General features: G+C 69.5%; 21 protein-coding genes and 1 tRNA gene. 15 read left to right on the forward strand and 7 right to left on the reverse strand.

Annotation, left to right across the window (positions count from 1 at the left end; all coding sequences use genetic code 11):
- Window positions 1-12 precede the first annotated feature (12 nt).
- Window positions 13-1,284 (forward strand): SPOR domain-containing protein, encoded by a 1,272-nt coding sequence (locus tag GGR88_RS03565; protein ID WP_167953083.1) that lies wholly within the window; start codon window positions 13-15, stop codon window positions 1,282-1,284.
- Here GGR88_RS03565 and GGR88_RS03570 read toward each other — a convergent pair.
- Complete coding sequence (locus GGR88_RS03570; RefSeq protein ID WP_167953084.1) at window positions 1,281-2,480, reverse strand: dihydroorotase; 1,200 nt, start codon at window positions 2,478-2,480, stop codon at window positions 1,281-1,283. The genes GGR88_RS03565 and GGR88_RS03570 overlap by 4 nt on opposite strands.
- Entirely contained in the window at window positions 2,477-3,466 is a 990-nt protein-coding gene (locus GGR88_RS03575; protein ID WP_167953085.1) for an aspartate carbamoyltransferase catalytic subunit, read from the reverse strand. The genes GGR88_RS03570 and GGR88_RS03575 overlap by 4 nt, the downstream gene beginning before the upstream one ends.
- Before the next feature lie 281 nt (window positions 3,467-3,747).
- Here GGR88_RS03575 and GGR88_RS03580 point away from each other — a divergent pair, with 281 nt between their 5' ends.
- Together GGR88_RS03580 and GGR88_RS03585 are read left to right on the forward strand one after the other, a co-directional pair.
- Complete coding sequence (locus GGR88_RS03580; protein WP_167953086.1) at window positions 3,748-4,710, forward strand: ferritin-like domain-containing protein; 963 nt, start codon at window positions 3,748-3,750, stop codon at window positions 4,708-4,710.
- 22 nt (window positions 4,711-4,732) lie between these two features.
- The gene (locus GGR88_RS03585; protein WP_167954331.1) at window positions 4,733-5,749 is read left to right on the forward strand and encodes a ferritin-like domain-containing protein; all 1,017 of its coding nucleotides are present in this window, start codon (window positions 4,733-4,735) and stop codon (window positions 5,747-5,749) included.
- 55 nt (window positions 5,750-5,804) lie between these two features.
- Here the strand turns inward: GGR88_RS03585 and GGR88_RS03590 are convergent, their stop codons facing one another.
- From GGR88_RS03590 to GGR88_RS03600, 3 genes are all read right to left on the reverse strand, one after another.
- On the reverse strand, window positions 5,805-6,872 hold the full coding sequence (locus GGR88_RS03590; RefSeq protein ID WP_167953087.1) for an NAD(P)-dependent alcohol dehydrogenase: 1,068 nt from the start codon (window positions 6,870-6,872) through the stop codon (window positions 5,805-5,807).
- Window positions 6,873-6,941: 69 nt separating this feature from the next.
- Window positions 6,942-7,406, reverse strand: coding sequence for a Holliday junction resolvase RuvX (ruvX, locus tag GGR88_RS03595; RefSeq protein WP_167953088.1), 465 nt, complete (start codon window positions 7,404-7,406; stop codon window positions 6,942-6,944).
- Window positions 7,403-8,515: a DUF3089 domain-containing protein gene (locus GGR88_RS03600; RefSeq protein WP_167953089.1), complete on the reverse strand. Its 1,113-nt coding sequence runs from the start codon at window positions 8,513-8,515 to the stop codon at window positions 7,403-7,405. Before GGR88_RS03600 ends, ruvX begins: the two co-directional genes overlap by 4 nt.
- A gap of 107 nt (window positions 8,516-8,622) precedes the next feature.
- Here GGR88_RS03600 and GGR88_RS03605 point away from each other — a divergent pair, with 107 nt between their 5' ends.
- From GGR88_RS03605 to GGR88_RS03635, 7 genes are all read left to right on the forward strand, one after another.
- Window positions 8,623-10,281: a DUF4153 domain-containing protein gene (locus GGR88_RS03605; protein ID WP_167953090.1), complete on the forward strand. Its 1,659-nt coding sequence runs from the start codon at window positions 8,623-8,625 to the stop codon at window positions 10,279-10,281.
- Between the two features lie 41 nt (window positions 10,282-10,322).
- Window positions 10,323-10,610 (forward strand): Asp-tRNA(Asn)/Glu-tRNA(Gln) amidotransferase subunit GatC, encoded by a 288-nt coding sequence (gene gatC / locus GGR88_RS03610; protein ID WP_167953091.1) that lies wholly within the window; start codon window positions 10,323-10,325, stop codon window positions 10,608-10,610.
- Window positions 10,610-12,091 (forward strand): Asp-tRNA(Asn)/Glu-tRNA(Gln) amidotransferase subunit GatA, encoded by a 1,482-nt coding sequence (gene gatA / locus GGR88_RS03615; RefSeq protein ID WP_167953092.1) that lies wholly within the window; start codon window positions 10,610-10,612, stop codon window positions 12,089-12,091. Before gatC ends, gatA begins: the two co-directional genes overlap by 1 nt.
- Entirely contained in the window at window positions 12,085-13,047 is a 963-nt protein-coding gene (locus tag GGR88_RS03620; protein ID WP_342449707.1) for a glycosyltransferase family 2 protein, read from the forward strand. Before gatA ends, GGR88_RS03620 begins: the two co-directional genes overlap by 7 nt.
- A gap of 9 nt (window positions 13,048-13,056) precedes the next feature.
- Window positions 13,057-14,532, forward strand: coding sequence for an Asp-tRNA(Asn)/Glu-tRNA(Gln) amidotransferase subunit GatB (gatB, locus tag GGR88_RS03625; RefSeq protein WP_167953093.1), 1,476 nt, complete (start codon window positions 13,057-13,059; stop codon window positions 14,530-14,532).
- A gap of 86 nt (window positions 14,533-14,618) precedes the next feature.
- Window positions 14,619-15,125 carry a hypothetical protein gene (locus tag GGR88_RS03630; RefSeq protein WP_167953094.1) on the forward strand — a complete coding sequence of 169 codons (507 nt, stop codon included), beginning with the start codon at window positions 14,619-14,621 and terminating at the stop codon, window positions 15,123-15,125.
- Window positions 15,122-16,063, forward strand: a complete 942-nt coding sequence (locus GGR88_RS03635) for a hypothetical protein (RefSeq protein ID WP_167953095.1) — start codon at window positions 15,122-15,124, stop codon at window positions 16,061-16,063. Before GGR88_RS03630 ends, GGR88_RS03635 begins: the two co-directional genes overlap by 4 nt.
- A 32-nt stretch (window positions 16,064-16,095) precedes the next feature.
- Here the strand turns inward: GGR88_RS03635 and GGR88_RS03640 are convergent, their stop codons facing one another.
- Complete coding sequence (locus tag GGR88_RS03640; protein ID WP_167953096.1) at window positions 16,096-16,269, reverse strand: hypothetical protein; 174 nt, start codon at window positions 16,267-16,269, stop codon at window positions 16,096-16,098.
- Between the two features lie 107 nt (window positions 16,270-16,376).
- Here GGR88_RS03640 and GGR88_RS03645 point away from each other — a divergent pair, with 107 nt between their 5' ends.
- The 3 genes from GGR88_RS03645 to GGR88_RS03655 are packed head-to-tail and all read left to right on the forward strand — an operon-like array spanning window position 16,377 to window position 18,870.
- Window positions 16,377-17,081 carry a hypothetical protein gene (locus GGR88_RS03645; RefSeq protein ID WP_167953097.1) on the forward strand — a complete coding sequence of 235 codons (705 nt, stop codon included), beginning with the start codon at window positions 16,377-16,379 and terminating at the stop codon, window positions 17,079-17,081.
- The gene (locus GGR88_RS03650; protein ID WP_167953098.1) at window positions 17,078-18,232 is read left to right on the forward strand and encodes a M48 family metallopeptidase; all 1,155 of its coding nucleotides are present in this window, start codon (window positions 17,078-17,080) and stop codon (window positions 18,230-18,232) included. The genes GGR88_RS03645 and GGR88_RS03650 overlap by 4 nt, the downstream gene beginning before the upstream one ends.
- A complete protein-coding gene (locus tag GGR88_RS03655; RefSeq protein ID WP_245196430.1) occupies window positions 18,229-18,870 on the forward strand; it encodes a hypothetical protein in 642 nt (213 codons plus the stop codon). The genes GGR88_RS03650 and GGR88_RS03655 overlap by 4 nt, the downstream gene beginning before the upstream one ends.
- Here the strand turns inward: GGR88_RS03655 and GGR88_RS03660 are convergent.
- Entirely contained in the window at window positions 18,867-19,118 is a 252-nt protein-coding gene (locus GGR88_RS03660; protein WP_167953099.1) for a hypothetical protein, read from the reverse strand. The two genes, GGR88_RS03655 and GGR88_RS03660, sit on opposite strands and share 4 nt — an antisense overlap.
- Window positions 19,119-19,235: 117 nt before the next feature.
- On the opposite strand from GGR88_RS03660, the gene GGR88_RS03665 reads away from it, so the two are divergent.
- Both GGR88_RS03665 and tig read left to right on the forward strand, forming a co-directional pair.
- A tRNA-Leu gene (locus GGR88_RS03665) sits at window positions 19,236-19,320 on the forward strand.
- Between the two features lie 58 nt (window positions 19,321-19,378).
- Window positions 19,379-21,037: a trigger factor gene (gene tig, locus GGR88_RS03670; RefSeq protein ID WP_167954334.1), complete on the forward strand. Its 1,659-nt coding sequence runs from the start codon at window positions 19,379-19,381 to the stop codon at window positions 21,035-21,037.
- Window positions 21,038-21,132: the final 95 nt, after the last annotated feature.

A 21,132-nucleotide genomic window follows, 5' to 3' on the forward strand; every position in this document is an offset into this window, starting at 1 on the left:
GGGGCAGCAGCCATGTGCGCCATCGCCATCTTCACCCGGGCGGCGGTGTCGTCGCTGTTGCTGGCGTCCACGATGATCGCGTCGACCAGCCTGGCGGGCGAGCTGCCGGCCGGGCAGGCGAGCGCCATCGCGGCCGACCGCGCGCTCGCCGCCGGTGACGGGGCCGCGGCAGTTGCAGCCGCCGAGGAGGCGGTCGCGCGGTCACCCGACCGGGCGCATTACCGCACGCTTTTGGGGCGCGCTTATCTGGCGTCGGGACGGTACCGGTCGGCGGAGACCGCGTTCACCGAGGCGCTGACGCTGGAGACCACCGACGGCCGCGCGGCCGGCGGGCTGGTGCTGTGCCAGCTTGCGCTCGGACGGCCGGGTGCCGCGCGGGCGAGCCTGGGCGATTACGCCCGCATCATCCAGCCGACCGACTTGGGGCTGCTGGTGGCGCTGGCCGGCGATCCGGCCACGGGCATCATGCTGCTGGAGCAGGAAGCACGCCGCGCCGGCGGATCGCCGCGGCTGCGCCAGAACCTCTCGCTGGCCTATGCGCTGGCGGGACGCTGGCCCGACGCGCGGGCGATGGCGGCAGCGGATCTTGGCGACGAGGCCGCGCGCGCGCGGATGCTGGAATGGTCGGCGGCGACGGGACCAGCGATGGCGACTGCACGGATCGCCGCGATGACGGCGCCGGCCGCGCCCTACGACCCCGGTCGTCCGGTGGCGCTGGCGCTGGGCGCGGCGCCGGCGGGCATCGCCACGGCGGCGGTGGAGCCGACAGGTGAAGCCAAGCCGCTGACGATCGAGAGCGCTCCCCCGGCGCCCATCCAGTTCGCGGGCTTTGGTGGCGTGCAGTTCGCGCCCCGGCGTGAGGTTGTCCAGGCACTGCCGGCGAACTACCGATCGGCCGCGCCGACCGTGCGCGCCTCCGTCGCGGTTGCGATCGCTGCGGCCGAGCGGCGTCGGCAGCCGCGCCCGAGCGCCGCACCCTCCGCCCAAGCCATCGTGCAGATCGGCGCGTTCGCCAGCCCCGCGCTGGCGCGGATGGGCTGGGAAACGGCGCGCCGGCGCATGCCCGAACTCGCGAGGTTCTCATCGACCGGTGCGACGCTGAGCCGGCCGGGCGCGACATTGTACCGCCTGGGCGTCAGCGGCTTTGCCGGACGTGGCGAGGCGGTTGCGCTCTGCGAGCGGTTTCGGCGCACCGGCGGCAGCTGCTTCGTGCGGCAGGCCGCCGGCGACCGGCCGCTGGAACAGGCCTTCGCACCGCAGCCGGTGCGGATGGCCGCCCGCTAGGACAGCCAGCGGCCGCCTTTCATCACGCGGCGCACGCGGCCCTGGACCGGCAAGCCGTCGAACGGCGTGTTGCCGGCCTGACTTGGCATCCGGTCCGACGAGATCTGCCACGGCGCGTCCGGATCGAACAGGATGAGGTCGGCGGGTCCGCCGTCGCCGAGATGGCCGGCATCGATGCCGAGCAGCCGCGCCGGGTTCCGCGCCAGCAGATCGAACAAGCGCGCCATGCCGACATGGCCATCGCGAACCAGGCCGAGGCCGAGCGCAAGGAGGTGGCCGGCCGCCGCCATACCCGGCGCTGAGTCGGCAAAGGGCAAGCGCTTGTCTTCAGGACCGCGCGGATCATGGCCGCTGTGGAGCACATCGACCGTGCCGTCGGCGAGCGCGTCCAGTGCGGCGTGGCGGTCCCGCTCGTCCCGCAGCGGGGGCGAGAGATGGGCAAAGGTGCGGAAATCGCCGATCGCGGTGTCGGACAGCAGCAGGTGCGCCGGCGTGATGCCGCAGGTGACCGCAAGGCCGCGATCCTTGGCGCGGCGGACGAGATCGAAGCCGGCCCCCGTGGTGACCTGTCGCAGGTGGAGGCGTGCGCCCGTCACCTCCGCAAGCGCGATGTCGCGGGCGATCGCGATCGCCTCAGCGCAGGACGGGGCGGCGGGAAGGCCGAGCCGGGTTGCCGCCTCGCCTGCGGTCGCCACCGCGCCTGCCACCAGCCCGTCATCCTCGGCATGCGTGACGACGGTGAGGTCGAGCGCGGCGGAATAGGCGAGCACCGACTGCATCAGCCCCGAATCGGCGATCCAGCGCCGCCCGGTCGCGACGGCCCGCGCACCCGCGCCCTTCATCAGGCCGATCTCCGCCAGCGCGGTGCCCTCCAGCCGCTGGGTGGCGGCGGCAAGCGGATGCACCCACAGGTGCGGCTTGGCGGCGATGGCCGCACGCTGGATCAACCCCGGACCGTCGAGCGGCGGGTTGCCGTCCGGCATCAAGGCGACCCGCGTGATGCCGCCGAACAGGCAGGCCTGCAGATCGACCGCGAACGCGCCGAGATCGACGATGCCGGGAGCGAGATGAAGCTCGGTCGCGTCGATCCGATCGGCACCGTCCAGATCGCCGCCGATGCGGTCGCCGCTGACGAGCAGCGGCCGGTCGACCCCGTCAACGCGCTGGGCGCCGGTGATGAGCACCGACCCGCTCATGCCCAGCCCGGCGTGCCGCGTCGGCGGCGGGTGAGCACGTCAAGGCAGGCCATGCGCACGGCAACGCCCATTTCGACCTGTTCGGTGATGGCGGAGCGGGTGGGGTCGTCCGCGACGCTCGACGCAATCTCGACCCCGCGGTTCATGGGGCCGGGGTGCATGACCAGCGCGTCGGGGGCGGCGCGGGCGAGCCGTTCGGGCGTGAGGCCCCAGAGCGCATGATATTCGCGCGGCGACGGGATGAGGCCGCCCGCCATCCGCTCACTTTGCAGGCGCAGCATCATGACGACGTCCGCGCCTTCGAGCCCGCGATCCATGTCGGTGAAGGCTTCCACATGCATCCGGTCGAGCGCCGGCGGCAGCAGGGTGGGCGGACCGACGACGCGGACGCGCGCGGCGAGCGAGGTGAGCGCCAGGATGTTGGAGCGCGCGACGCGGCTGTGCAGCACGTCGCCGCAGATCGCGACCGTCAGCCCCTCCACACGTCCCTTGCGGCGGCGGATCGTGAGCGCGTCGAGCAGCGCCTGCGTCGGATGTTCGTGCCGGCCGTCTCCGGCGTTGATCACGGGGCAGTCGACCTTGTCCGCGATCAGCCCGACCGCGCCCGAACTCGCATGGCGGATGACGATCGCGTCCGCGCGCATGGCGTTGAGGGTGACCGCCGTGTCGATCAGCGTCTCCCCCTTTTTCACGCTGCTGGTGGAGCCGTGCATGGCGACCGTGTCCGCGCCGAGGCGCTTGCCCGCGATCTCGAACGACAAGAGCGTGCGGGTCGACGCCTCGAAGAAGGCATTGATGACGGTCAGTCCGGCAAGGCGCCCGTCATGCTTGGTCGCCGATCGGTTGAGGTCCACCCATTGTTCGGCCTCGTCGAGGAGAAAGGCGATCTCATGCGGCTGGAGCCCGGCGATGCCGGTCAGGTGGCGGTGCGGGAACGCCGCTGCCCCGGCCGGATAGCGGTCGAGATGAGAGGCGGCGGCCGACATGGCGGAGCGACTAGCCCGTGAGCGTCTGGCCGACAAGCCGGCGGCGGAACCTTGATGCTCGCCCGCGCGTATTAGGCGTTACCCTGCGGCGCACTGCGCCGCGGGGACCAGCGCCATCGAAGACTTTGTCGGCTGCGATCCAGTCCACGACGGATCTTTTTAAAATAAATTGTCTTTGCCTCCAAATGGAGGGATCGGCCGCCGATTGATCCATCATAAGCTCCCACGGCAAGCGTGCGGCCTCGAGCTGCACGACCGGACGACAAGAGGGAGAGCCCGTGATGGAAGACAGTAGCCGGGTCGTCGAACTGTTCGACGAACGTGCGCGGCAGCGCAGCGAGCGCCGTGAATTCTTTCGCATTCTGGCAACGGGGGCAGCGGCCGCAGGATCGGTCGGGCTGACCGCAACGGCCGCGGTGGCGCAGTCGACGATCTCCGAAGCGGACGTCCTGAACTTCGCGCTCAACCTCGAATATCTGGAGGCGCAATTCTATTATCAGGCGGCGTTCGGCCAACCGCTGCCGAACAGCTCGCTGACCGGCACCGGCACGCAGGGTGCGGCCACGGGTGGCCGGCAGGTGCAGTTCACCGATCAGTCGGTCGCGCTCTACGCCCGCGAGATCGCCAGTGACGAGCGCGCGCATGTCGAGTTCCTGCGCACGGCGCTCGGCGGATCGGCGGTGTCGCAGCCGCGGATCGACATCGGAACGGATCCGAACGGCGCCTTCTCCAGTGCCGCGCGGGCGGCCGGGCTGGTCGGACAGGGACAATCGTTCGATCCCTACGCCTCGGACGAGGCGTTTCTTCTCGGCGCCTTCATCTTCGAGGATGTGGGCGTGACCGCCTACAAGGGCGGTGCATCGGCATTGATCAACAACAAGGTGTTCCTGGAGGCCGCAGCCGGCATCCTCGCCGTGGAGGCCTACCACGCCGCCATCGTGCGCACGACGCTCTACGCCAAGGGCATCTCCACCTCGCCGCCACCGACGCTGGACCTTGTGGGTGCGACGGAGGCGATCTCCAACGCTCGCGACAGCCTGGACGGAGCGGACGACCGCGACCAGGGCGTTCGCCCGATCGGCACCGCCAGCAACATCGTGCCGCTGGACGGTGACGGCCTCGCCTACACCCGCTCCCCCGGTCAGGTGCTGAACATCGTCTACCTCAATCGCGCGTCGGTGACGGCCGGTGGGTTCTTCCCCAACGGGATGAACGGCACGATCCGCACCAGTGCCGCCAGCTGATCCAGGGAGAGGGACAATGACAATGATCGAAGATGACAAGTTCGCTCCCGTACTGGACGCGATCGCCGAGCGGCAGCGTGAGCGCAGACGGTTTCTGAAGGTGGCAGGCGGCGCTTCTGCCGCGATCGCCGGTGCATCGCTGCTGGCTGCGTGCGGCGACGACGATGACGACGATAACATCTCGGCACCCGCGCCGACGCCGACCCCCACATCGCCGACGCCGTCGCCCACGGCCTCCGAAGGCGACGTGCTGAACTTCGCGCTGAACCTCGAATATCTCGAAGCGCAGTTCTATTCCTATGCGGCGACCGGCGCCGGCCTGCCGGCGGCGTTGCTGAGCGGGACGGGAACGGCGGGCCAGGTCACTGGCGGGCAGCAGGTGCAGTTCCGCGACCCGCTGGTGCGGCAATATGCACTTGAGATCGCGGCCGACGAGCGGGCGCACGTCGCGTTCCTGCGGAGGGCGATCGGCAACACGGCCGTGGCGCAGCCGGCGATCGACATCAGCGGATCCGCCACCGGCGCCTTTTCGGCGGCGGCGCGTGCGGCCGGGCTGGTCGGCGCAGGACAGGCCTTCGATCCCTACGCATCGGACGAGGCCTTCCTGCTGGGCGCCTATATCTTCGAGGATGTCGGGGTGACCGCATACAAGCGCGCGTCGATCCTGATCAACACGCCCGCCTTCCTGGAAGCGGCAGCCGGGATCCTGGCGGCTGAGGCCTACCACGCCGGCCTGGTCCGCACGGTGCTCTACCAAAAGGGGATCGCGGCGCCGAACGCGGCGCTGAACCTGATCGCCGCGTCCGAGTCGATCTCGACCGCGCGCGACAGCCTCGACGGTGCCGACGACCGCGACCAGGGGATCCAGGCGGTTGGCGGCGCGGCCAACCTGGTGCCGACCGATCCGAACGGCATCGCCTTCGGCCGGGATGCCGCGCAGGTGTTGAACATCGTCTACCTGAACCGCGCCTCGGTCTCGTCGGGCGGGTTCTTCCCGAGCGGGCTGAACGGCACGATCCGGACCAGCGCGGCGTCCTGATCCACTCTCCAAGCGTATCGGGCGGGGCGGCCGGCGACGGCCGCCCCGTTGTTGTTCAGGCCGCGTCGCGCAGCGACTGCATGTCGATGACGAACCGGTACTTCACATCGCTTTTCAGCATGCGGTCGTAGGCGGTGTTGATCTCCTGCATGGGGATCATCTCGACGTCGGCGGTCAGCCCATGCTGATGACAGAAGTCGAGCATCTCCTGCGTTTCGGGAATGCCGCCGATCAGCGACCCCGCGAGCGACCGCCGGCCGAAGACAAGCGTACCGACATTGGGGGCAGGGTGCGGCTCCGCCGGCACGCCCACCAGCGTCATCGTCCCATCGCGCTTCAGCAACGCCAGAAACGCATCGAGGTCGTGCGGAGCGGCGACGGTGTTCAAGATGAAGTCAAACGTGCCCCGGTGCGTGGCCATTCGATCCTCGTCCCGCGACACGACGACATCGTGAGCGCCCAGCCGCAGCGCATCGTCGCGCTTGTCCGGCGAGGTGGTGAACACCGTAACGTGCGCGCCCATGGCGGCAGCAATCTTCACGCCCATGTGGCCAAGGCCGCCGAGGCCGACGATCCCGACCTTCTGTCCCGGCCCGACCTTCCAATGCCGCAGCGGCGAATAGGTGGTGATGCCGGCGCACAGCAGCGGCGCGACCGCGGCGAGATCCTTTTCATCGTGCCTGACCTTCAGGACGAAGCCCTGATCGACGACGATATGGTCCGAATAGCCGCCAAAGGTGTGGCCGCCGGACTGCGGGTCGGGACCGTTATAGGTGCCGACCATGCCGGTGGTCTCGCAATATTGCTGTTCACCGTCCCGGCATGACGGGCAGTGCCCGCAGCTGCCGACCATGCAGCCGACACCGGCGATGTCGCCGACGGCGAAGCGATCGACGCGATCCCCGACGGCGACGACACGGCCGACGATCTCGTGCCCCGGAACGCAAGGGTAGAGCGTGCCCGGCCATTCGCCGCGCGCGGTGTGAAGATCGGAATGGCAGACGCCGCAGAACAGGATGTCGATGGCAACATCGTCGGGTCCCGGATCGCGACGATCGAAGGAGAAGGGCGCAAGCGGCGTATCGGCAGCCTGAGCGGCAAAGGACTTGGTGGGGGTGGGCATAATGGCTCCTGCAGGGTGCAGTGCAGCATGTAGGGCGCGGAGGTCCTCAGACCAGAGACGCTGGGCGCGTCAGGCGCGGACGAGTGCGTCGATGGCGCCTTGGAGGATGTGCGCCGCCGCCAGCGTGTCCACCCGCTCGGCCCGCTTCGCGCGGCTGAGATCGGCGTCCACCATCATCCGTTCGACCGCCTGCGTGGACCAGCGTTCATCCCAGAGCAGGATCGGCCGGCCGAGATCGACGATGTTGCGTGCGAACGCCCGCGTGGCCTGAACGCGGGGGCCGGCCGTGCCGTCGAGGTTGAGCGGCAACCCGACAACGATGCCGGCGACGGACTGTGCCGCGACGAGCTGGGTCAGCGCCGCCTTGTCGCTGGCGAACTTCGTCGCGCGGCGGATGGTGCCGGCCGGGCTCGCGAAGCTCCACCCCGCATCGCAGAGCGCGGTGCCGATCGTCTTGGTGCCGACATCGAGGCCGAGCAGCCGGCCGCCATCCGGCAGCAGCGCCCGGAACGCGGCGGCATCGGCGACGATCATCGCGCCAGGAAGGAGCGCAAGCGTGCTGCCGCATCGGCACGCGTGTTGGCCCAGAACAGGGCATAGTCGAACACATGGTAGTTGTTGCCGGGCATGACATAGTTGCCATAGCCCTCCGGCTCCGGCCCGATCAGCAGCAAGCCCATGGGATTGCAGCGCGCCGGCACGCGGCCCGGCACGATTTCCGCCGTGGTCAGGTCCGCGCTGGGAACGAGCGAGCCGAGGTTGGCCGAGGCCGGCGCGGCGCCGCCCGGCGACCCGGTCAGCGGGTTGCTGCAAAGCGCGGGCGTGCCGCGGCGGGTCTGGCCGGTGTAGCCGGTGGTGCCGTCATAGACCTCCATCAGCTGGCTGGCGTCGGCAGGTTCCGCAAAGCTCATCCACGACAGAATGCAGCCCGCCTCGCCAGGATCCCGACAGGCGGGGAGGCCAAGTGCGGGAAGGTCGGCGGCGATCGAGAGTGGCCAGCCGATCACATAGGCGGCGGCGATGCGGTCCGCGACCGGCGTGCCGGCGACATGATCGCGCAACAGGCGGGACAGGTGGAGCGCCCCCTGGCTGTGACCCGCAAGGATGATGGGACGGCCCGCCGGCATTTGCGCAAGAAACGCGTCAAAGGCACGTTCGACATCGGCATAGGCGAAATCGAGCGCCTTCAGCGCGTCGGGCGAGGAGGTGAGGAAGGCACCGATCGTTGCCTGGCGGTAGCGCGGCGCCCAGACCCGACCGATGCCGTTGAACGCGCTCGCCTGGCTGGAGACGAACAGGCGGAGCCGGTAGTTCGCCTCGCCGTCCTCGGTGCCGGCGTTCCAGCGGTCGCGGTTGAGCGCGGTCGTCGGATGGATGAAGAAGACTTCCGCCTGGGGATCGGCGGTCGGTTCGAAGCCGGGCGCGCTCCACCGCGAGGGGTCGTCCGGAAGGTCGGGACGCGCGAGCCACGAAGATGGCTGGCGATAGTCGAGCGCCGTGCGATCGGGTGCGGGCTCGAACGCCACCGTGGGCACCAGCGCGGCGCGCATGATGTCCTGCTGAAACAGCGTCCAGGCGACGCCCGCCGCCAGGATCAGCACGATGACCGCAGCGATGAAGTAAAGGAAGCGACGGGCGAGCAACGGAAACTCCGGCAGGGGGCGACCCGCCCGTAGAGGATGGGCGCCGATCGCGCAAAGGCTGGCGAGGCGGCTTTGCGGCAGCGAAGCGACGGGGCATGATGACGCGCATGCCTTTCAAGCGCCTGCTCCGCTTCGACACCGATGCCTCCCCGGACTGGCCGCAGCGGCCGTGGCTGCTTGCCGCAACGGGGGCGGGCGCGGGCCTGCTGATCCACCTGCTGACGCAGGCGGGAACGACCGGGCCGGCGGTGTCCGCGCGCGGCGCGGCCGTGCTGTTCATCGGCATCGCCGCGCTGCTGATCGCGTTCACCTTCGAGCGTCCGCGCGCCGCATGGGGCGTCGCCTTCGCCTTGGGCGGCGCGGGGGCGGTCGCGCTGGTGTCGCTGCTGCTGGGCGGGCCGCTTGCTTGGTGGGAGGAGCTGTGGCGGCTGATCTGCATCCTCTTGGCGGTGGCGATCGCCGCGCCGCTGTTCCAGGCGGCGCGCGACGAGGGGCGGCTGGGCTTCCCGTACCGGTCGGTTCACGACCATGCTTGGACCAACGTGCTGCTGGCTGCAGCAGCCGTGAGCTTCACCGGCGTCGTGTTCCTGGTCCTGTTCCTGCTGGCGGCACTGTTCCGCCTGATCGGGATCGAGGCGCCGTGGGCGGTGGTGACCGCGCCGGCGTTCGGCTGGACGCTGGGCGGCGCTGCATCGCTGGGCGCGGTCGGGTGGCTGCGCGAGCGGGTGGGGGTGATGCGCGGCACGGTGGGCATCCTGGCGCTGCTGGCGCCGGTGATGGGCGCGGGGCTGGCCATCTTTCTGCTGTCGGTGCCATTTACCGGCCTTGCCCCGCTGTGGGAGGCGACCCGCTCGACAACGCCTATCCTGTTGGCGTGCATCGCCGGCGGGCTGGTGATCGCCAACGCCGTGATCGGCGCGGACGGCGACGAGGCGCGACCGCCGGCGATGCTGTGGGGAGCGATCGCCATCTGCCTGTCGCTGCTGCCGCTGGCGGCGATCGCGGTGGCGTCGGTCGCGGCTCGCATCAGCCAATATGGCCTGCTGCCGGAACGACTTTGGGCAGTCGTGTTCGTGGGGATCGCGGCGGCCTATGGCATCGGATATCTGGGCGCCCTGGCGCGGGGACGGCGCGGTTGGGCGCCGCGGGTGCGCGAGGCGAACCTGGTGCTGGCGGTGGGCGTGGGCGCGGTGGCGCTGGTGCTGGCGCTCCCCATTGTCGACTTCAACGCGATCTCCGCCCGATCGCAGGTCGCGCGGTTGCGCAGCGGCGGCGTGCCGGCTGACCGCTTCGACTTCGGCGCGTTGCGCTTCGCCATGGGCGCGCCGGGGCGGGTGGCGCTTGCGCAGCTCGCCGCAGATGCCGCGCCGACGATCCGCGAGCCGGCCGCCCGGGCGCAGGCGAGTCGCTGGCCCCAGCAGCTTGAATCGATCGAGCGGGTGGCGGCGGCCGGAGCGATCCGGGTGGTGCCGGTCGCGTTGCCCGTGCCCGGCGCGTTGCAGAGCGCCATTGCCGACTTCGGCATGACGGGCACCATGGCCCTGATCTATTCGCCGGGCGCGACGGAGGCGATCCTGGTGTCGTCCGGCTGCGAAGGCTGCCCGTCAAACGCGGTTCGGTTCATCCTGGCCGACGGAGAGTGGACCACGGTCCAGCGCGATGCCCAGCCGACCGCGTCGCCGGCGCGCGCGCGCATCGAACTGAGGCGGGTCGAGCGGCGACAGGTGTTCGTGGATGGGGTGCCCGCGGGCGAGCCGTTCGAGTGAGGTCGCTTGAAGGCTCCCCGCGTCGCTGCTAGCCGCAGGCCATGTCCGTCGACACCGATACCGTTCGCAAGATCAGCCGGCTCGCGCGCATCCAGATGAGCGATGCCGAGATCGAGGCGCTCGCGCCCGAGTTCAACAAGATCCTCGGCTGGATCGACCAGCTGGGCGAGGTCGATACCAGCGGCGTGGAGCCGATGGCGGCGGTGGTGCCCAACACACTTCGTCTGCGCGACGATGTGGTGACCGAGGGCGGGGACCGCGACCGGGTGCTGGCGAACGCGCCGCAGGCGGAACATGGCTTCTTCGCAGTGCCGAAGGTGATCGAATAGTGAGCGAGCTGACCAACCTGGGCGTCGCGGAGATCCGCGACGGCGTGAAGGCGGGCGACTTTTCTGCGCGCGAGGTGGCGGAAGCGCATGTGGAGGCGGTGGCCGCGGCCAAGGCGCTGAACGCGTTCTTGGTGGAGACGCCGGACCATGTGCTGGCGGCGGCCGATGCGGCGGACCAGGCGCGCGCGGCGGGAACGCTGAAGCCGTTGTCCGGTGTGCCGATAGGCATGAAGGACCTGTTCTGCACGGTCGGCGTGCAGACCACTGCGGCCAGCCACATCCTGGAAGGCTTCACCCCAACCTATGAGTCGGGCGTGTCGCAGCGCCTGTTCGATGCCGGCGCGGGGATGCTCGGCAAGCTCAACATGGACCAGTTCGCGATGGGATCGTCGAACGAGACCAGCGCGTTCGGCAACGTCATCTCGCCGTGGCGGCGCGGCGGCGGCGACAACGCGGCGCTGGCCCCCGGCGGCTCCTCCGGCGGGTCGTCCGCGGCGATCGCGGCACGGCTGTGTCCGGCCGCGACCGGCACCGACACCGGCGGTTCGATCCGCCAGCCGGCGGCCTTCACCGGTATTTCCGGCATCAAGCCGACCTATGGGCGCTGTTCGCGCTGGGGCACGGTCGCGTTCGCGTCCTCGCTCGACCAGGCGGGGCCCATGGCGCGGTCGGTCCGCGACTGCGCGATCATGCTGGAGGCGATGGCGGGGCTCGATCCGCGCGACGCGACCTCCCTGGATGCGCCGGTGCCGGCGTGGGAGCAGGGGCTGAACGCTGACCTGAAGGGCAAGAAGGTCGGAATCCCGCGCGAATATCGTGTCGAGTCGATGCCGGCCGAGATCGACGCGTTGTGGAAGCGCGGGGCGGAGTGGCTGCAGGACGCCGGCGCCGAAATCGTCGACGTGTCGCTGCCGCACACGAAATATGCGCTGCCGGCCTATTACATCATCGCGCCGGCGGAGGCTTCGTCCAACCTCGCCCGCTACGACGGGGTGCGGTACGGCCAGCGCGAACTGCCGGATGGCGCGAACCTGCAGGAAATGTACGCGGCGACGCGCGCGGCCGGCTTCGGGCCCGAGGTGAAGCGGCGCATCATGATCGGCACCTATGTGCTGTCGGCCGGCTTCTACGACGCCTACTACACGCAGGCGCAGCGGGTGCGCGCGCTGATCTCGCGCGATTTCGACGAGGCCTTTGCCAAGGTCGACGTGCTGCTGACGCCGACCGCGCCGTCCGCCGCGTTTGCGCTTGGCGACAAGAGCGACGATCCGCTGGCCATGTACCTGAACGACGTCTTCACCGTGCCGTCGTCGCTGGCAGGCCTGCCGGCCATGTCGGTGCCGGGCGGGCTGGATGATGCCGGCCTGCCGCTTGGCCTGCAGATCATCGGGCGCGCGATGGACGAACAGGGCGTCCTGAACGCCGGCCTGGCGCTGGAGCAGCATGCCGGCTTCACGGCCCGCCCGGACCGCTGGTGGTGAACGCGCCGGACGTCGAGCTGAGCCTCGTCGTCCCCGTTTACAACGAGGCGCCGTCGATCGACCTGTTCCTGGTCGAGGCGGCACCGGTGCTGGAGGCGATCACCCCCGCCTGGGAAGTGGTGTTCGTCAACGACGGCAGCCGGGACGGCACGCTGGAGGCGATCATCGCCGCGCACGGCCGCGATCCCCGGGTGAAGCTGATCGACCTGTCGCGCAACTTCGGCAAGGAGCTGGCGCTGACCGCCGGGCTGGACCATGCCCGCGGCCGCGCGGTGATCCCGATGGACGTCGATCTTCAGGACCCGGTCGCCGTCCTGCCGCGGCTGGTCGATGCGTGGCGGGGCGGCGCCGACATGGTGCTCGCCAAGCGCGTCGACCGGAAGACCGACAGCCTTGCCAAGCGCTGGTCGGCAACGGCCTTCTACGGCGTGCTCAACCGGGCCTCCACCGTCGACATCCCGCACAATGTCGGCGATTTCCGGCTGATGGACAGGAAGGTGGTGGATGCACTTGGCAGCTACCGCGAGCGCGAGCGCTTCATGAAGGGGCTGTTCGCGCACCTGGGTTTCCGACAGGCGGTCGTGGAATATACCCGCGCGCCGCGCGCCGCCGGCCAGTCCAAGTTCCGGTTCGTCCGGCTGTGGGCGCTGGGCCTGGAGGGGATCATCTCCTTTTCGACCCGGCCGCTGAAGGTGTGGACCTATATCGGCGTGGCGGTGGCGGCGGTATCGCTGGCGTACATGGTGTGGATCGTGGTGCGCACCATCATCTTCGGAATCGACCTGCCCGGCTATGCATCGCTGCTGACGGTGATGCTGTTCATGAACGGGCTGGTGCTGACCGGGCTGGGTGTGATCGGCGAATATGTCGCGCGCATCTTCTCGGAAGTGAAGGGCCGGCCGCTGTACCTGGTGCGCGGGCGGCTTGGTGTTGAGGATGCGCGCGGGCGCAGCTAGGCAAGAGCGATGAGCGAGACGAGCTACAGGATCGAAGGCGCGACGGGCGCGTGGGAAGTGGTCATCGGGCTGGAGGTCCACGCCCAGGTGACGAGCAACGCCAAGCTGTTCTCCGGCGCCGCCACCGCGTTCGGCGCGGAGCCCAATGCGCAGGTCTCGCTGATCGATGCGGCGATGCCGGGCATGCTGCCGGTGCCGAACAAGGAGTGCATCCGCCAGGCGGTGCGCACCGGTATGGCGCTGGACGCGGTGATCAACCGGTGGAGCCGGTTCGACCGCAAGAACTACTTCTATGCCGATCTGCCGCAGGGTTATCAGATCAGCCAGCTCTACCATCCGCTGGTGGGCGAGGGGTCGATCGAGATCGAGCCTGACGGCGACGCGCCCAAGACGATCGGTATCGAGCGCATCCATGTCGAGCAGGATGCCGGCAAGCTGATGCACGACCAGCATCCGACGCGGTCCTATGTCGACCTCAACCGCGCGGGCGTCGCGCTGATGGAGATCGTGTCGCGACCGGACATGCGGTCGCCGGCGGAGGCGGGCGCCTATGTCCGCAAGCTTCGATCGATCCTGCGTTACGTCGGCAGCTGCGACGGCAACATGGAGGAAGGATCCATGCGTGCCGACGTCAACGTGTCCGTGCGCAAGCCCGGCGCGCCGTTCGGCACCCGGACGGAGACCAAGAACGTCAATTCGGTGCGCTTCGTCATGGCGGCGATCGAACATGAGGCCCGGCGCCAGATCGACGTGCTGGAGGCCGGCGGCACCATCGTCCAGGAAACCCGCCTGTTCGATCCCGACCAGGGGGTGACGCGGTCGATGCGGTCCAAGGAGGACGCGCACGATTACCGCTATTTCCCGGACCCGGACCTGCTGCCGCTGGAGCTTGACGAGGCGTTCCTGGCAGAATGCCGGGACAGCCTGCCGGAACTGCCGGACGCGAAGCGCAGACGGTACCAGGAAGGGCTGGGCCTCAGCGCCTACAATGCCGACGTGCTGACCGCCGAGGTGGAGACCGCGCGCTGGTTCGAGGCGTTGCTGGCGGAGATCGGCGACGACAGCCGGGCCAAGGCGGCGGCCAACTGGGTGATCTCCGAACTGTTCGGGGCGCTCAACAGGCTCGGCCGATCGCTTGATGATTCCCCCGTGACGCCGAAGGATGCCGCGACGCTGCTCGGCCTGGTCGCCGACGGCACGCTGTCGAACACGCTGGCGAAGCAGGTGTTCGAGATCATGCTGGAGACGGGCGAGGCCCCGGATGTCATCGTCGAGGCACGCGGGTTGAAGCAGACCAGCGATACGGGCGAGATCGACCGGGTGATCGGCGAGGTGCTCAGCGCAAACGCCGACAAGGTCGCTGATTACCGCGGCGGCAAGGACAAGCTGTTCGGTTTCTTCGTGGGCCAGACCATGAAGGCGATGGCCGGCAAGGCCAACCCGGCGCTGGTCAACGAGCGGTTGAAGGCGTTGCTGGACGGCTAACCATCTATCCTCCTTGTGCTGCCAAGATTGCTGCGGCAGCATCTGCAGCGGAGCCGTGAGGGCTCCGGCATCCTGGGGGGGATCTGATGAAGAGGTTGGTGCCGGCGATCATGTCGGTGGGCGGTCTGTGCCTGGCCATGCCTGCGGCCGCGCAGGACAGCGCGCCCGACGATTCAAACCATTCCAAGTATTTCGTCTTCCACCAAGCCAATGTCGCGCCTGACCTTGCGCTTGCCGACGTTTCCGAGTGCATGGATTATTCCCGCGTCGTCGTGAACATGCGGCCTTCCGGCCCGACGTTCATTCCGGTGAACGTGCCGGCCGGGCTGTCGCCGGCAGCCGCCGGGCTTGCCGGCGGGCTGGGTGGCCTGATCGGCGGTGCGATTGTCGAGGCGACTGTGCACGCGCCGCAGCGCCGCCAGATGCGCCGCGCGAGCATGCGCCAGTGCATGGCGTTCAAGGGGTATAACCGGTTCGGCGTCACCGAGGAGCGGTGGGAGGAGCTGCACGACGGCGAGGAGCGCGAGATCGCGCTGCGGCTGGCGGCGATCGCCAGCGGGCCTGCGCCGGAAGGCACGGAGGTGGTGCGATGAGGATGTTCCTGGTGGCTGCCGCAGCGGCCATGCTGGTGACCACGCCCGCGAACGCCGGCCGGCAGTTGAAGATGCGCGACACGCTGACGGTGGCGCCCGACAAATCCTATCTGCTGTTCCGGACGGTTGGCGAGGACCCTGATGCGTTCGACATCAGCTTCTTGCGTGAGTTGAGCGCAGCCGAGCAGCAGCAGGCGCGGGCGGCGCTCGACGAGGCGTTCGCGCGTGACGAGGCCCGGCGGGCGCGTCGGCAGGAAAGCGAGGTCGCGGCGCTTCAGCGGCGTGGCGTGAACGAGGCGGCTGCGCGGCGGCATGTCGCGGCTGAGCGCGGCGAGCGAGAGCCGAGCGTCACCGCGCCCTTGCTTCCGCTCAACATGATCCACGGCCCGGTGCCGCGGCGATGGGAGGGGGCGGAAGTCGGCATCCGGTCCATGTCCGGTCGCGCTCTCGATCGCGGGGAGCGGCTTCGCACCTACCTGATCGAGGTTGCGCCGGGCGGCTATGTCGTGGCCGGCATCGCGCCGCGCGACATGTCCGGCGGCACCTGCCTGTGCATGGGAAGCGTGCGGTTCGATGCCCCGGCGGGCCAGGTGGTCGACCTGGGCACGTTCCGCTTCAACGGTGATGCGGTGCCCGACGACCGGCGGGCAGCGGCCGGGTTCCTGGCCGATCCGGAATTGTCGCTGCGCCCGACTCTCATGGCGATAGAGCCTTCGGGCATGATGACCGAACGGCCGCAGCATGTCGCCGGCGCGACGGTGGTGCCGGCAAGGTACACGGCGTCCGGTCGCTTCCCCAACCTGTACGGCATGATGGTGAGCCGGCTGGCGCCGATTCCCGGCGTGCTGGCCTATGACCGGGACCGGCCCTTCACGCCGACAGCGACGGCCGCCGGATCAGTCGCGCCGACCACGATCACGGCCTCCGCACCGCGGTAACCGGGAGCCGGCAGTGCCGGCTCCCCCCGACGTCAGCCGTTATTCTGGCCGCCGCCGGGCTCGTCCTGCGACTTGTTGACGCCGCCCGTGCCGGCGGTGCCGCCCTCGATGCCGGGACCGTCGAGCGGCGAGGCGCGGTCGTCGTCGCGACGCTTGCCGTCCGGTGAATCGATGATGTGATGGTCGTCCTTGCGGTCGTCGGTCATGCTTTCTTCTCCTTTATCGTGCCAACGTGCGCCGGCGCGCGCCGATCCCTGATTGAGGGTGGCAGGCAGCCGGCCTAGCGTCCGGCAACGGTGAAGGAGCGGTGCGGGTGAGGCGGCTGTTCATCCTGGTGGCGATGATGGCGCTGTGCGGGTGTACCACCGTGCGGTCCTTCGCCGCCCCCGAGCACCGGCTTCCCGACCGGCCGCTGACCATCGTGGTCATGCGACCGGATGTTGAGGTGTCGTGGCTGACGGCCGGCGGTGTGGCCCAGCCGAACGCCGACTGGACGGCATCGGCGCGGACCGCGCTGATCGGGGCGCTCACCGCCGAGCAGGGCGCGCGCGGCAACAGCGTGCGGTTGCTGGGCGAGCAGAGCGGCGAGGCGGCCCGGCTGGTCGCGGATTATGAAGCGTTGCACCGGACGGTCGCCGACCAGATCGCGCAGTTCAAATATGCAGGCATGATCCTGCCGACCAAGCGCGGAAAGTTCGACTGGACGCTGGGGCCGGGTGTCCGGCAGCTTGGCGAGATGGCCGGTGGCGGCGATTACGCCCTGTTCCTGTATGCGCGTGACAGCTTTGCCAGCGACGGGCGGCTGGCATTGCAGATCGTGGGGGCGGCGCTGGGTGGCTATGTTCCCGGCGGCGAGCGCTTCGTCTACCTGTCGCTGATCGACCTTCGCACCGGCGACATCATCTGGTTCAACCTCCTGGCGTCTGCGCGAGGGGACCTGCGCGATCCCGAAGGCGCGAGGGCGACCATCGACACGTTGATGCGCACGCTGCCGGCGCGGGCAGGCGCGCGGCCATGAAGCGCATCGCCCACGCCGCGGCGGCTGTCGCGATGCTGTGCCAGCCGCCGGCTGTAGCCAGCGGGCAGGTGCCGGTCGGCTACCAGCCGGTCGACAGCGACGAGCGCGGCTTGTGGATGGTGATGGCGGAAGAAGAACGCCGGGTCCGTGACAGCAACTTCGTCATCCAGGATCCGGCGCTCAATGCATATGTCCGGCAGGTGCTCTGCCGGACCGTCGGGCCGCGCTGCGCCGAAGTTCGGATCTATCTGATGCGGACGCCGTACTTCAATGCGTCCATGGCGCCGAATGGGATGATGCAGGTCTGGTCCGGCCTGTTCCTGCGCACGCGGAACGAAGCGCAGCTCGCCGCCGTGCTGGCCCATGAATATACCCATTACGAGGAGCAGCATTCGCTGCGCATCTTCCGCGACGTGCGCGACAAGTCGACCGTGCTGAGCTTCCTTTCGCTGCCGCTCTCCATTCTGGGCGGGATGGCCGCGACGACCGCGGCGCAGTTCGTGACGCTGGCGACCATCTTCGGCTTCAGTCGGGAGAACGAGCGCGCGGCCGACCGCGGATCGGTCACGCTGCTGACGCGGGCGGGCTATGATCCGGCTGCGGCGGCGGCGATCTGGGAGGGCATCGAAGCGGAACGGGAAGCAGCGGCCGCAGCGCGCGGACGCTCGGTCCGACCGGAGATCGCGCTGTTCGGCACGCATCCGACATCGCGGGCGCGCATGGAGGAGCTTCGCGCACAGGCGGCGGCGGCGCCAGCAGGGGCGCGCGAGAGCGGGGAGGGCCCTTACCAGGCCGCGCTCGCCGGCAGTTGGGCGATGCTGGTCGACGACCAGATCAAGCTCAACGACTATGGTGCAACGGAGCTGCTGCTGACCCGGCTGGCCGCAGACGGGTGGACGGGATCGCTGATCTATGCGCGGGCCGAGCTGATGCGGGCACGTGGGACGGCGGACGACCTTCGGCATGCCGAGGCGTGGTACCAGGCCGCCATCGTAAGACCGGACGCGCCGGCGGAGGCGCGGCGCGGGCTTGGCCTCACTCTGCTCCGTCGCGGCGAGGTGGCGGCAGGGCGGGCGGCGATCGCCAGCTATCTTGAGCACCGCCCGAATGCCTCCGACGGCGCCATGCTGCGGGCGATGACGGGCGCATGATGTGGCGGTGGGTGCTGATCGCGGTTGCGGCCGTGGGGCCGAGCGGCTGTGCGGTGTTCGGCTATACTCTGGTGCGGCCGGGCGCGGCGGTGGATGTCGCCGGATCGGGCCTGATCGTCTCCCCGGATCGGGCCTGGAACCGGGCGGGCAGCATCAACGGCCCCGGCAAGGACGCCGAACGGTGGACGCTGGACGGCCCCGCGCTGAACGAACTGACGCTTTATGCCGGCATTCGGGACGGCAGGCCGCTATTCCGGGAGGAGGACCGGCGTGACCGGCCGCTGCCGCGCTTTTCGGCGACGATGCTTCCCGTGGACGTCGCCGCGCTGTTCGAGGCGAGCTACCGCGTGGCGAGCGGAACGTCGCTGTTCACCATCGATGCGATTGCGCCGGACAGCCTGGCCGGGCGGCCGGGGTTCAGGTTCGACTACAGCTATGTGCTGCCGGGCGAGGAGGTCCGCAGAAAGGGTGCCGCGACCGGGGCGATCGTGGGCGGAAAGCTCTACCTGATCAGTTTCGAGGCGCCGGCGATCCATTATTTCGATCGGGACGTCGGCGCATACCGGGCGATCGTCGCGGCTGCCCGCCTGAAGGACGATGCCCGGGATGTCGGTGACATCCCGGGCCCATTGACCTAGCGGCTTGTGCCGGCGAGGCCGCCGGTCTCCGCCTCCATGCCGTCGGTGCCGCCGGTGGCGACCGCCTCTGCCGGGGCGCGCTCCCCCACCGATGTGGACGGGGCGTGGAAGCCCGGCGGATTACTGTCCGGCGTTGGATCCGGCACGTCGATGTCGCCCGGCGTGGGGCCGACCTCGTCCGGACGCGGGGTGGTGTCGGGCAGGCTGTCAGGCGTGGTGGTATCCGGCTGTGGGGGAACGGTCGCCATCCTCGATCTCCTTGATGAAACGCGGCTTTGAGAGGAACGCGGGGCGGGCGTCCGCGATCCGCCTTGCCCTTGCCCGGGGGCTGCGGTAGGACCCCCGCCGACCGGCGGCTCAGCCAGGCGGGCGTGGCGGAACTGGTAGACGCAGCAGGTTTAGGTCCTGCCATCGCAAGATGTGGGGGTTCGAGTCCCTTCGCCCGCACCAGCTTCCGCCCGAACGGATGGCGGACACCACCCAGGATCCAGACCAAGAAGGCATCGAAATGCAGGCTGTCGAGACGTTGAACGAGGGGCTGAAGCGGGCCTACACGCTGACCATCGCGCGCAAGGACATCGACGCGATCGTCGATCGGGAGCTGAAGAAGGCCGCGCCGCGCATGCGCATGCCCGGTTTCCGCCCCGGCAAGGTTCCCGCCAACCTCGTCCGCAAGATGCATGGCGCCGCGTTCGAGCAGGACGCGCTCAACAATTCCATCCAGCAGAGCGTCCAGCAGCTGCTTGCCGACAAGAAGCTGCGTCCCGCGATGCAGCCGTCGGTTGAGCTCGGCGGCGATTTCGGCCCCGGCCAGGATGCCGAGGTGAAGGTCGAGCTGGAAGTGCTGCCCGACGTTCCCGCACCCTCGATTGACGGGCTGAAGCTGGAACGGCTGATCGTGCCGGTGACGGACGAGGCCGTCGACGAGCAGGTCGAGCGGCTGGCCAATCAGAACAAGCGCTTCGCGCCGGCCGACGAGGGCCATGCGGCGGTCGATGGCGACCAGCTGGTGATCGATTTCCTCGGCAAGGTCGACGGAACGCCGTTCGAGGGCGGCAAGGGCGAGGGCATGGCGATCGTGCTCGGCTCCGGCCAGCTGATCCCCGGTTTCGAGAGCGCGCTGGTGGGTGCGACCGCCGGTGAAGAGCGCGTCATCGACGTGACCTTCCCGGAGGATTACGGCGCCAAGGAGCTGGCGGGCAAGCCGGCGACCTTCGACATCACCGTGCACGAGGTGAAGGTCGCGGCCGAAGGCGCGGCGGACGACGAGTTCGCCAAGTCGCTCGGCCTGACCGGGCTCGACCAGCTCAAGGAGCTGCTCAAGGGCCAGATCGAGCAGGAGCACAACAACCTCACGCGCACGCACATGAAGCGCAAGCTGCTCGACCAGCTGGCCGACAGCCACAGCTTCGACGTGCCGCCGTCGATGGTGGATGCCGAGTTCACTCAGATCTGGGCGCAGCTGGAGCATGAAGCGAGCCACGAGGCCGATCCCGATGCCGCGCGCGCGGACATGGAAAAGGAACGCGACGATTATCGCGCCATCGCCGAGCGGCGGGTGCGGCTGGGCCTGCTCCTGTCCGAGATCGGCCAGGCCAACGGCATCGCGGTGAGCGACCAGGAAATGAACCGCCTGATCGCAGAAGCGTCGCAGCGTTACGCACCGGAGGACCGGCAGCGGTTCGCCCAGTATATCCAGCAGGAGCCGATGGCCGCCGCCCAGCTGCGCGCGCCGCTGTACGAGGACAAGGTCGTCGACTTCCTGTTCGGCAAGGCGGAGATCAGCGAGCGTGAGGTGACCCGCGCCGACATCGAAGCGGCGATCGAGGCCGATCTGGGCGAGGAAGGCCATGTCCACGGCCCCGGTTGCGGCCATGACCATGACCATGACCATGCGCACGACGAGGCCCCGGAGGCCGCGCCTGCGAAGAAGAAGGCCACCAAGAAGGCCGCTGCCGAGCCCGAGGCTGTGACCGAGAGCGAGGCTGCCGACGCGACGCCGTCCGGGGAGCCCGCGCCGGCCAAGCCGAAGAAGAAGGCGGCGACCCGCAAGGCCGCAGAGCCAGAGCAGGCCGAGGCGGCTGCAGACGCTGCACCCGAGGCCGAAGCCGCCGAGAAGCCGAAGCGCAAGCCGGCGGCGAAGAAGGCGAAGCCCACCGAGGCGTAAGGCTTCTTTCGTTCAGCAGGGGGAAGTGAACGGCATGCGTTCGCTTCCCCGAATGCCTTGATTGCTTCTATTTCGCTCGCGACCGGCTCGCCGCG

It is taken from the genome of Sphingomonas jejuensis, from assembly GCF_011927695.1.
Taxonomy (GTDB): Bacteria; Pseudomonadota; Alphaproteobacteria; order Sphingomonadales; family Sphingomonadaceae; genus Sphingomonas_K; species Sphingomonas_K jejuensis.

Bases quoted from the DNA above. Each gene is read 5' to 3' on its own strand.
- GGR88_RS03565 (WP_167953083.1), top strand. From the start codon at position 13: ATGTGCGCCATCGCCATCTTCACCCGGGCGGCGGTGTCGTCGCTGTTG.
- GGR88_RS03570 (WP_167953084.1), bottom strand. From the start codon at position 2,480: ATGAGCGGGTCGGTGCTCATCACCGGCGCCCAGCGCGTTGACGGGGTC.
- GGR88_RS03575 (WP_167953085.1), bottom strand. From the start codon at position 3,466: ATGTCGGCCGCCGCCTCTCATCTCGACCGCTATCCGGCCGGGGCAGCG.
- GGR88_RS03580 (WP_167953086.1), top strand. From the start codon at position 3,748: ATGGAAGACAGTAGCCGGGTCGTCGAACTGTTCGACGAACGTGCGCGG.
- GGR88_RS03585 (WP_167954331.1), top strand. From the start codon at position 4,733: ATGATCGAAGATGACAAGTTCGCTCCCGTACTGGACGCGATCGCCGAG.
- GGR88_RS03590 (WP_167953087.1), bottom strand. From the start codon at position 6,872: ATGCCCACCCCCACCAAGTCCTTTGCCGCTCAGGCTGCCGATACGCCG.
- ruvX (WP_167953088.1), bottom strand. From the start codon at position 7,406: ATGATCGTCGCCGATGCCGCCGCGTTCCGGGCGCTGCTGCCGGATGGC.
- GGR88_RS03605 (WP_167953090.1), top strand. From the start codon at position 8,623: ATGCCTTTCAAGCGCCTGCTCCGCTTCGACACCGATGCCTCCCCGGAC.
- gatC (WP_167953091.1), top strand. From the start codon at position 10,323: ATGTCCGTCGACACCGATACCGTTCGCAAGATCAGCCGGCTCGCGCGC.
- gatB (WP_167953093.1), top strand. From the start codon at position 13,057: ATGAGCGAGACGAGCTACAGGATCGAAGGCGCGACGGGCGCGTGGGAA.
- GGR88_RS03630 (WP_167953094.1), top strand. From the start codon at position 14,619: ATGAAGAGGTTGGTGCCGGCGATCATGTCGGTGGGCGGTCTGTGCCTG.
- GGR88_RS03635 (WP_167953095.1), top strand. From the start codon at position 15,122: ATGAGGATGTTCCTGGTGGCTGCCGCAGCGGCCATGCTGGTGACCACG.
- GGR88_RS03640 (WP_167953096.1), bottom strand. From the start codon at position 16,269: ATGACCGACGACCGCAAGGACGACCATCACATCATCGATTCACCGGAC.
- GGR88_RS03650 (WP_167953098.1), top strand. From the start codon at position 17,078: ATGAAGCGCATCGCCCACGCCGCGGCGGCTGTCGCGATGCTGTGCCAG.
- GGR88_RS03655 (WP_245196430.1), top strand. From the start codon at position 18,229: ATGATGTGGCGGTGGGTGCTGATCGCGGTTGCGGCCGTGGGGCCGAGC.
- GGR88_RS03660 (WP_167953099.1), bottom strand. From the start codon at position 19,118: ATGGCGACCGTTCCCCCACAGCCGGATACCACCACGCCTGACAGCCTG.
- tig (WP_167954334.1), top strand. From the start codon at position 19,379: ATGCAGGCTGTCGAGACGTTGAACGAGGGGCTGAAGCGGGCCTACACG.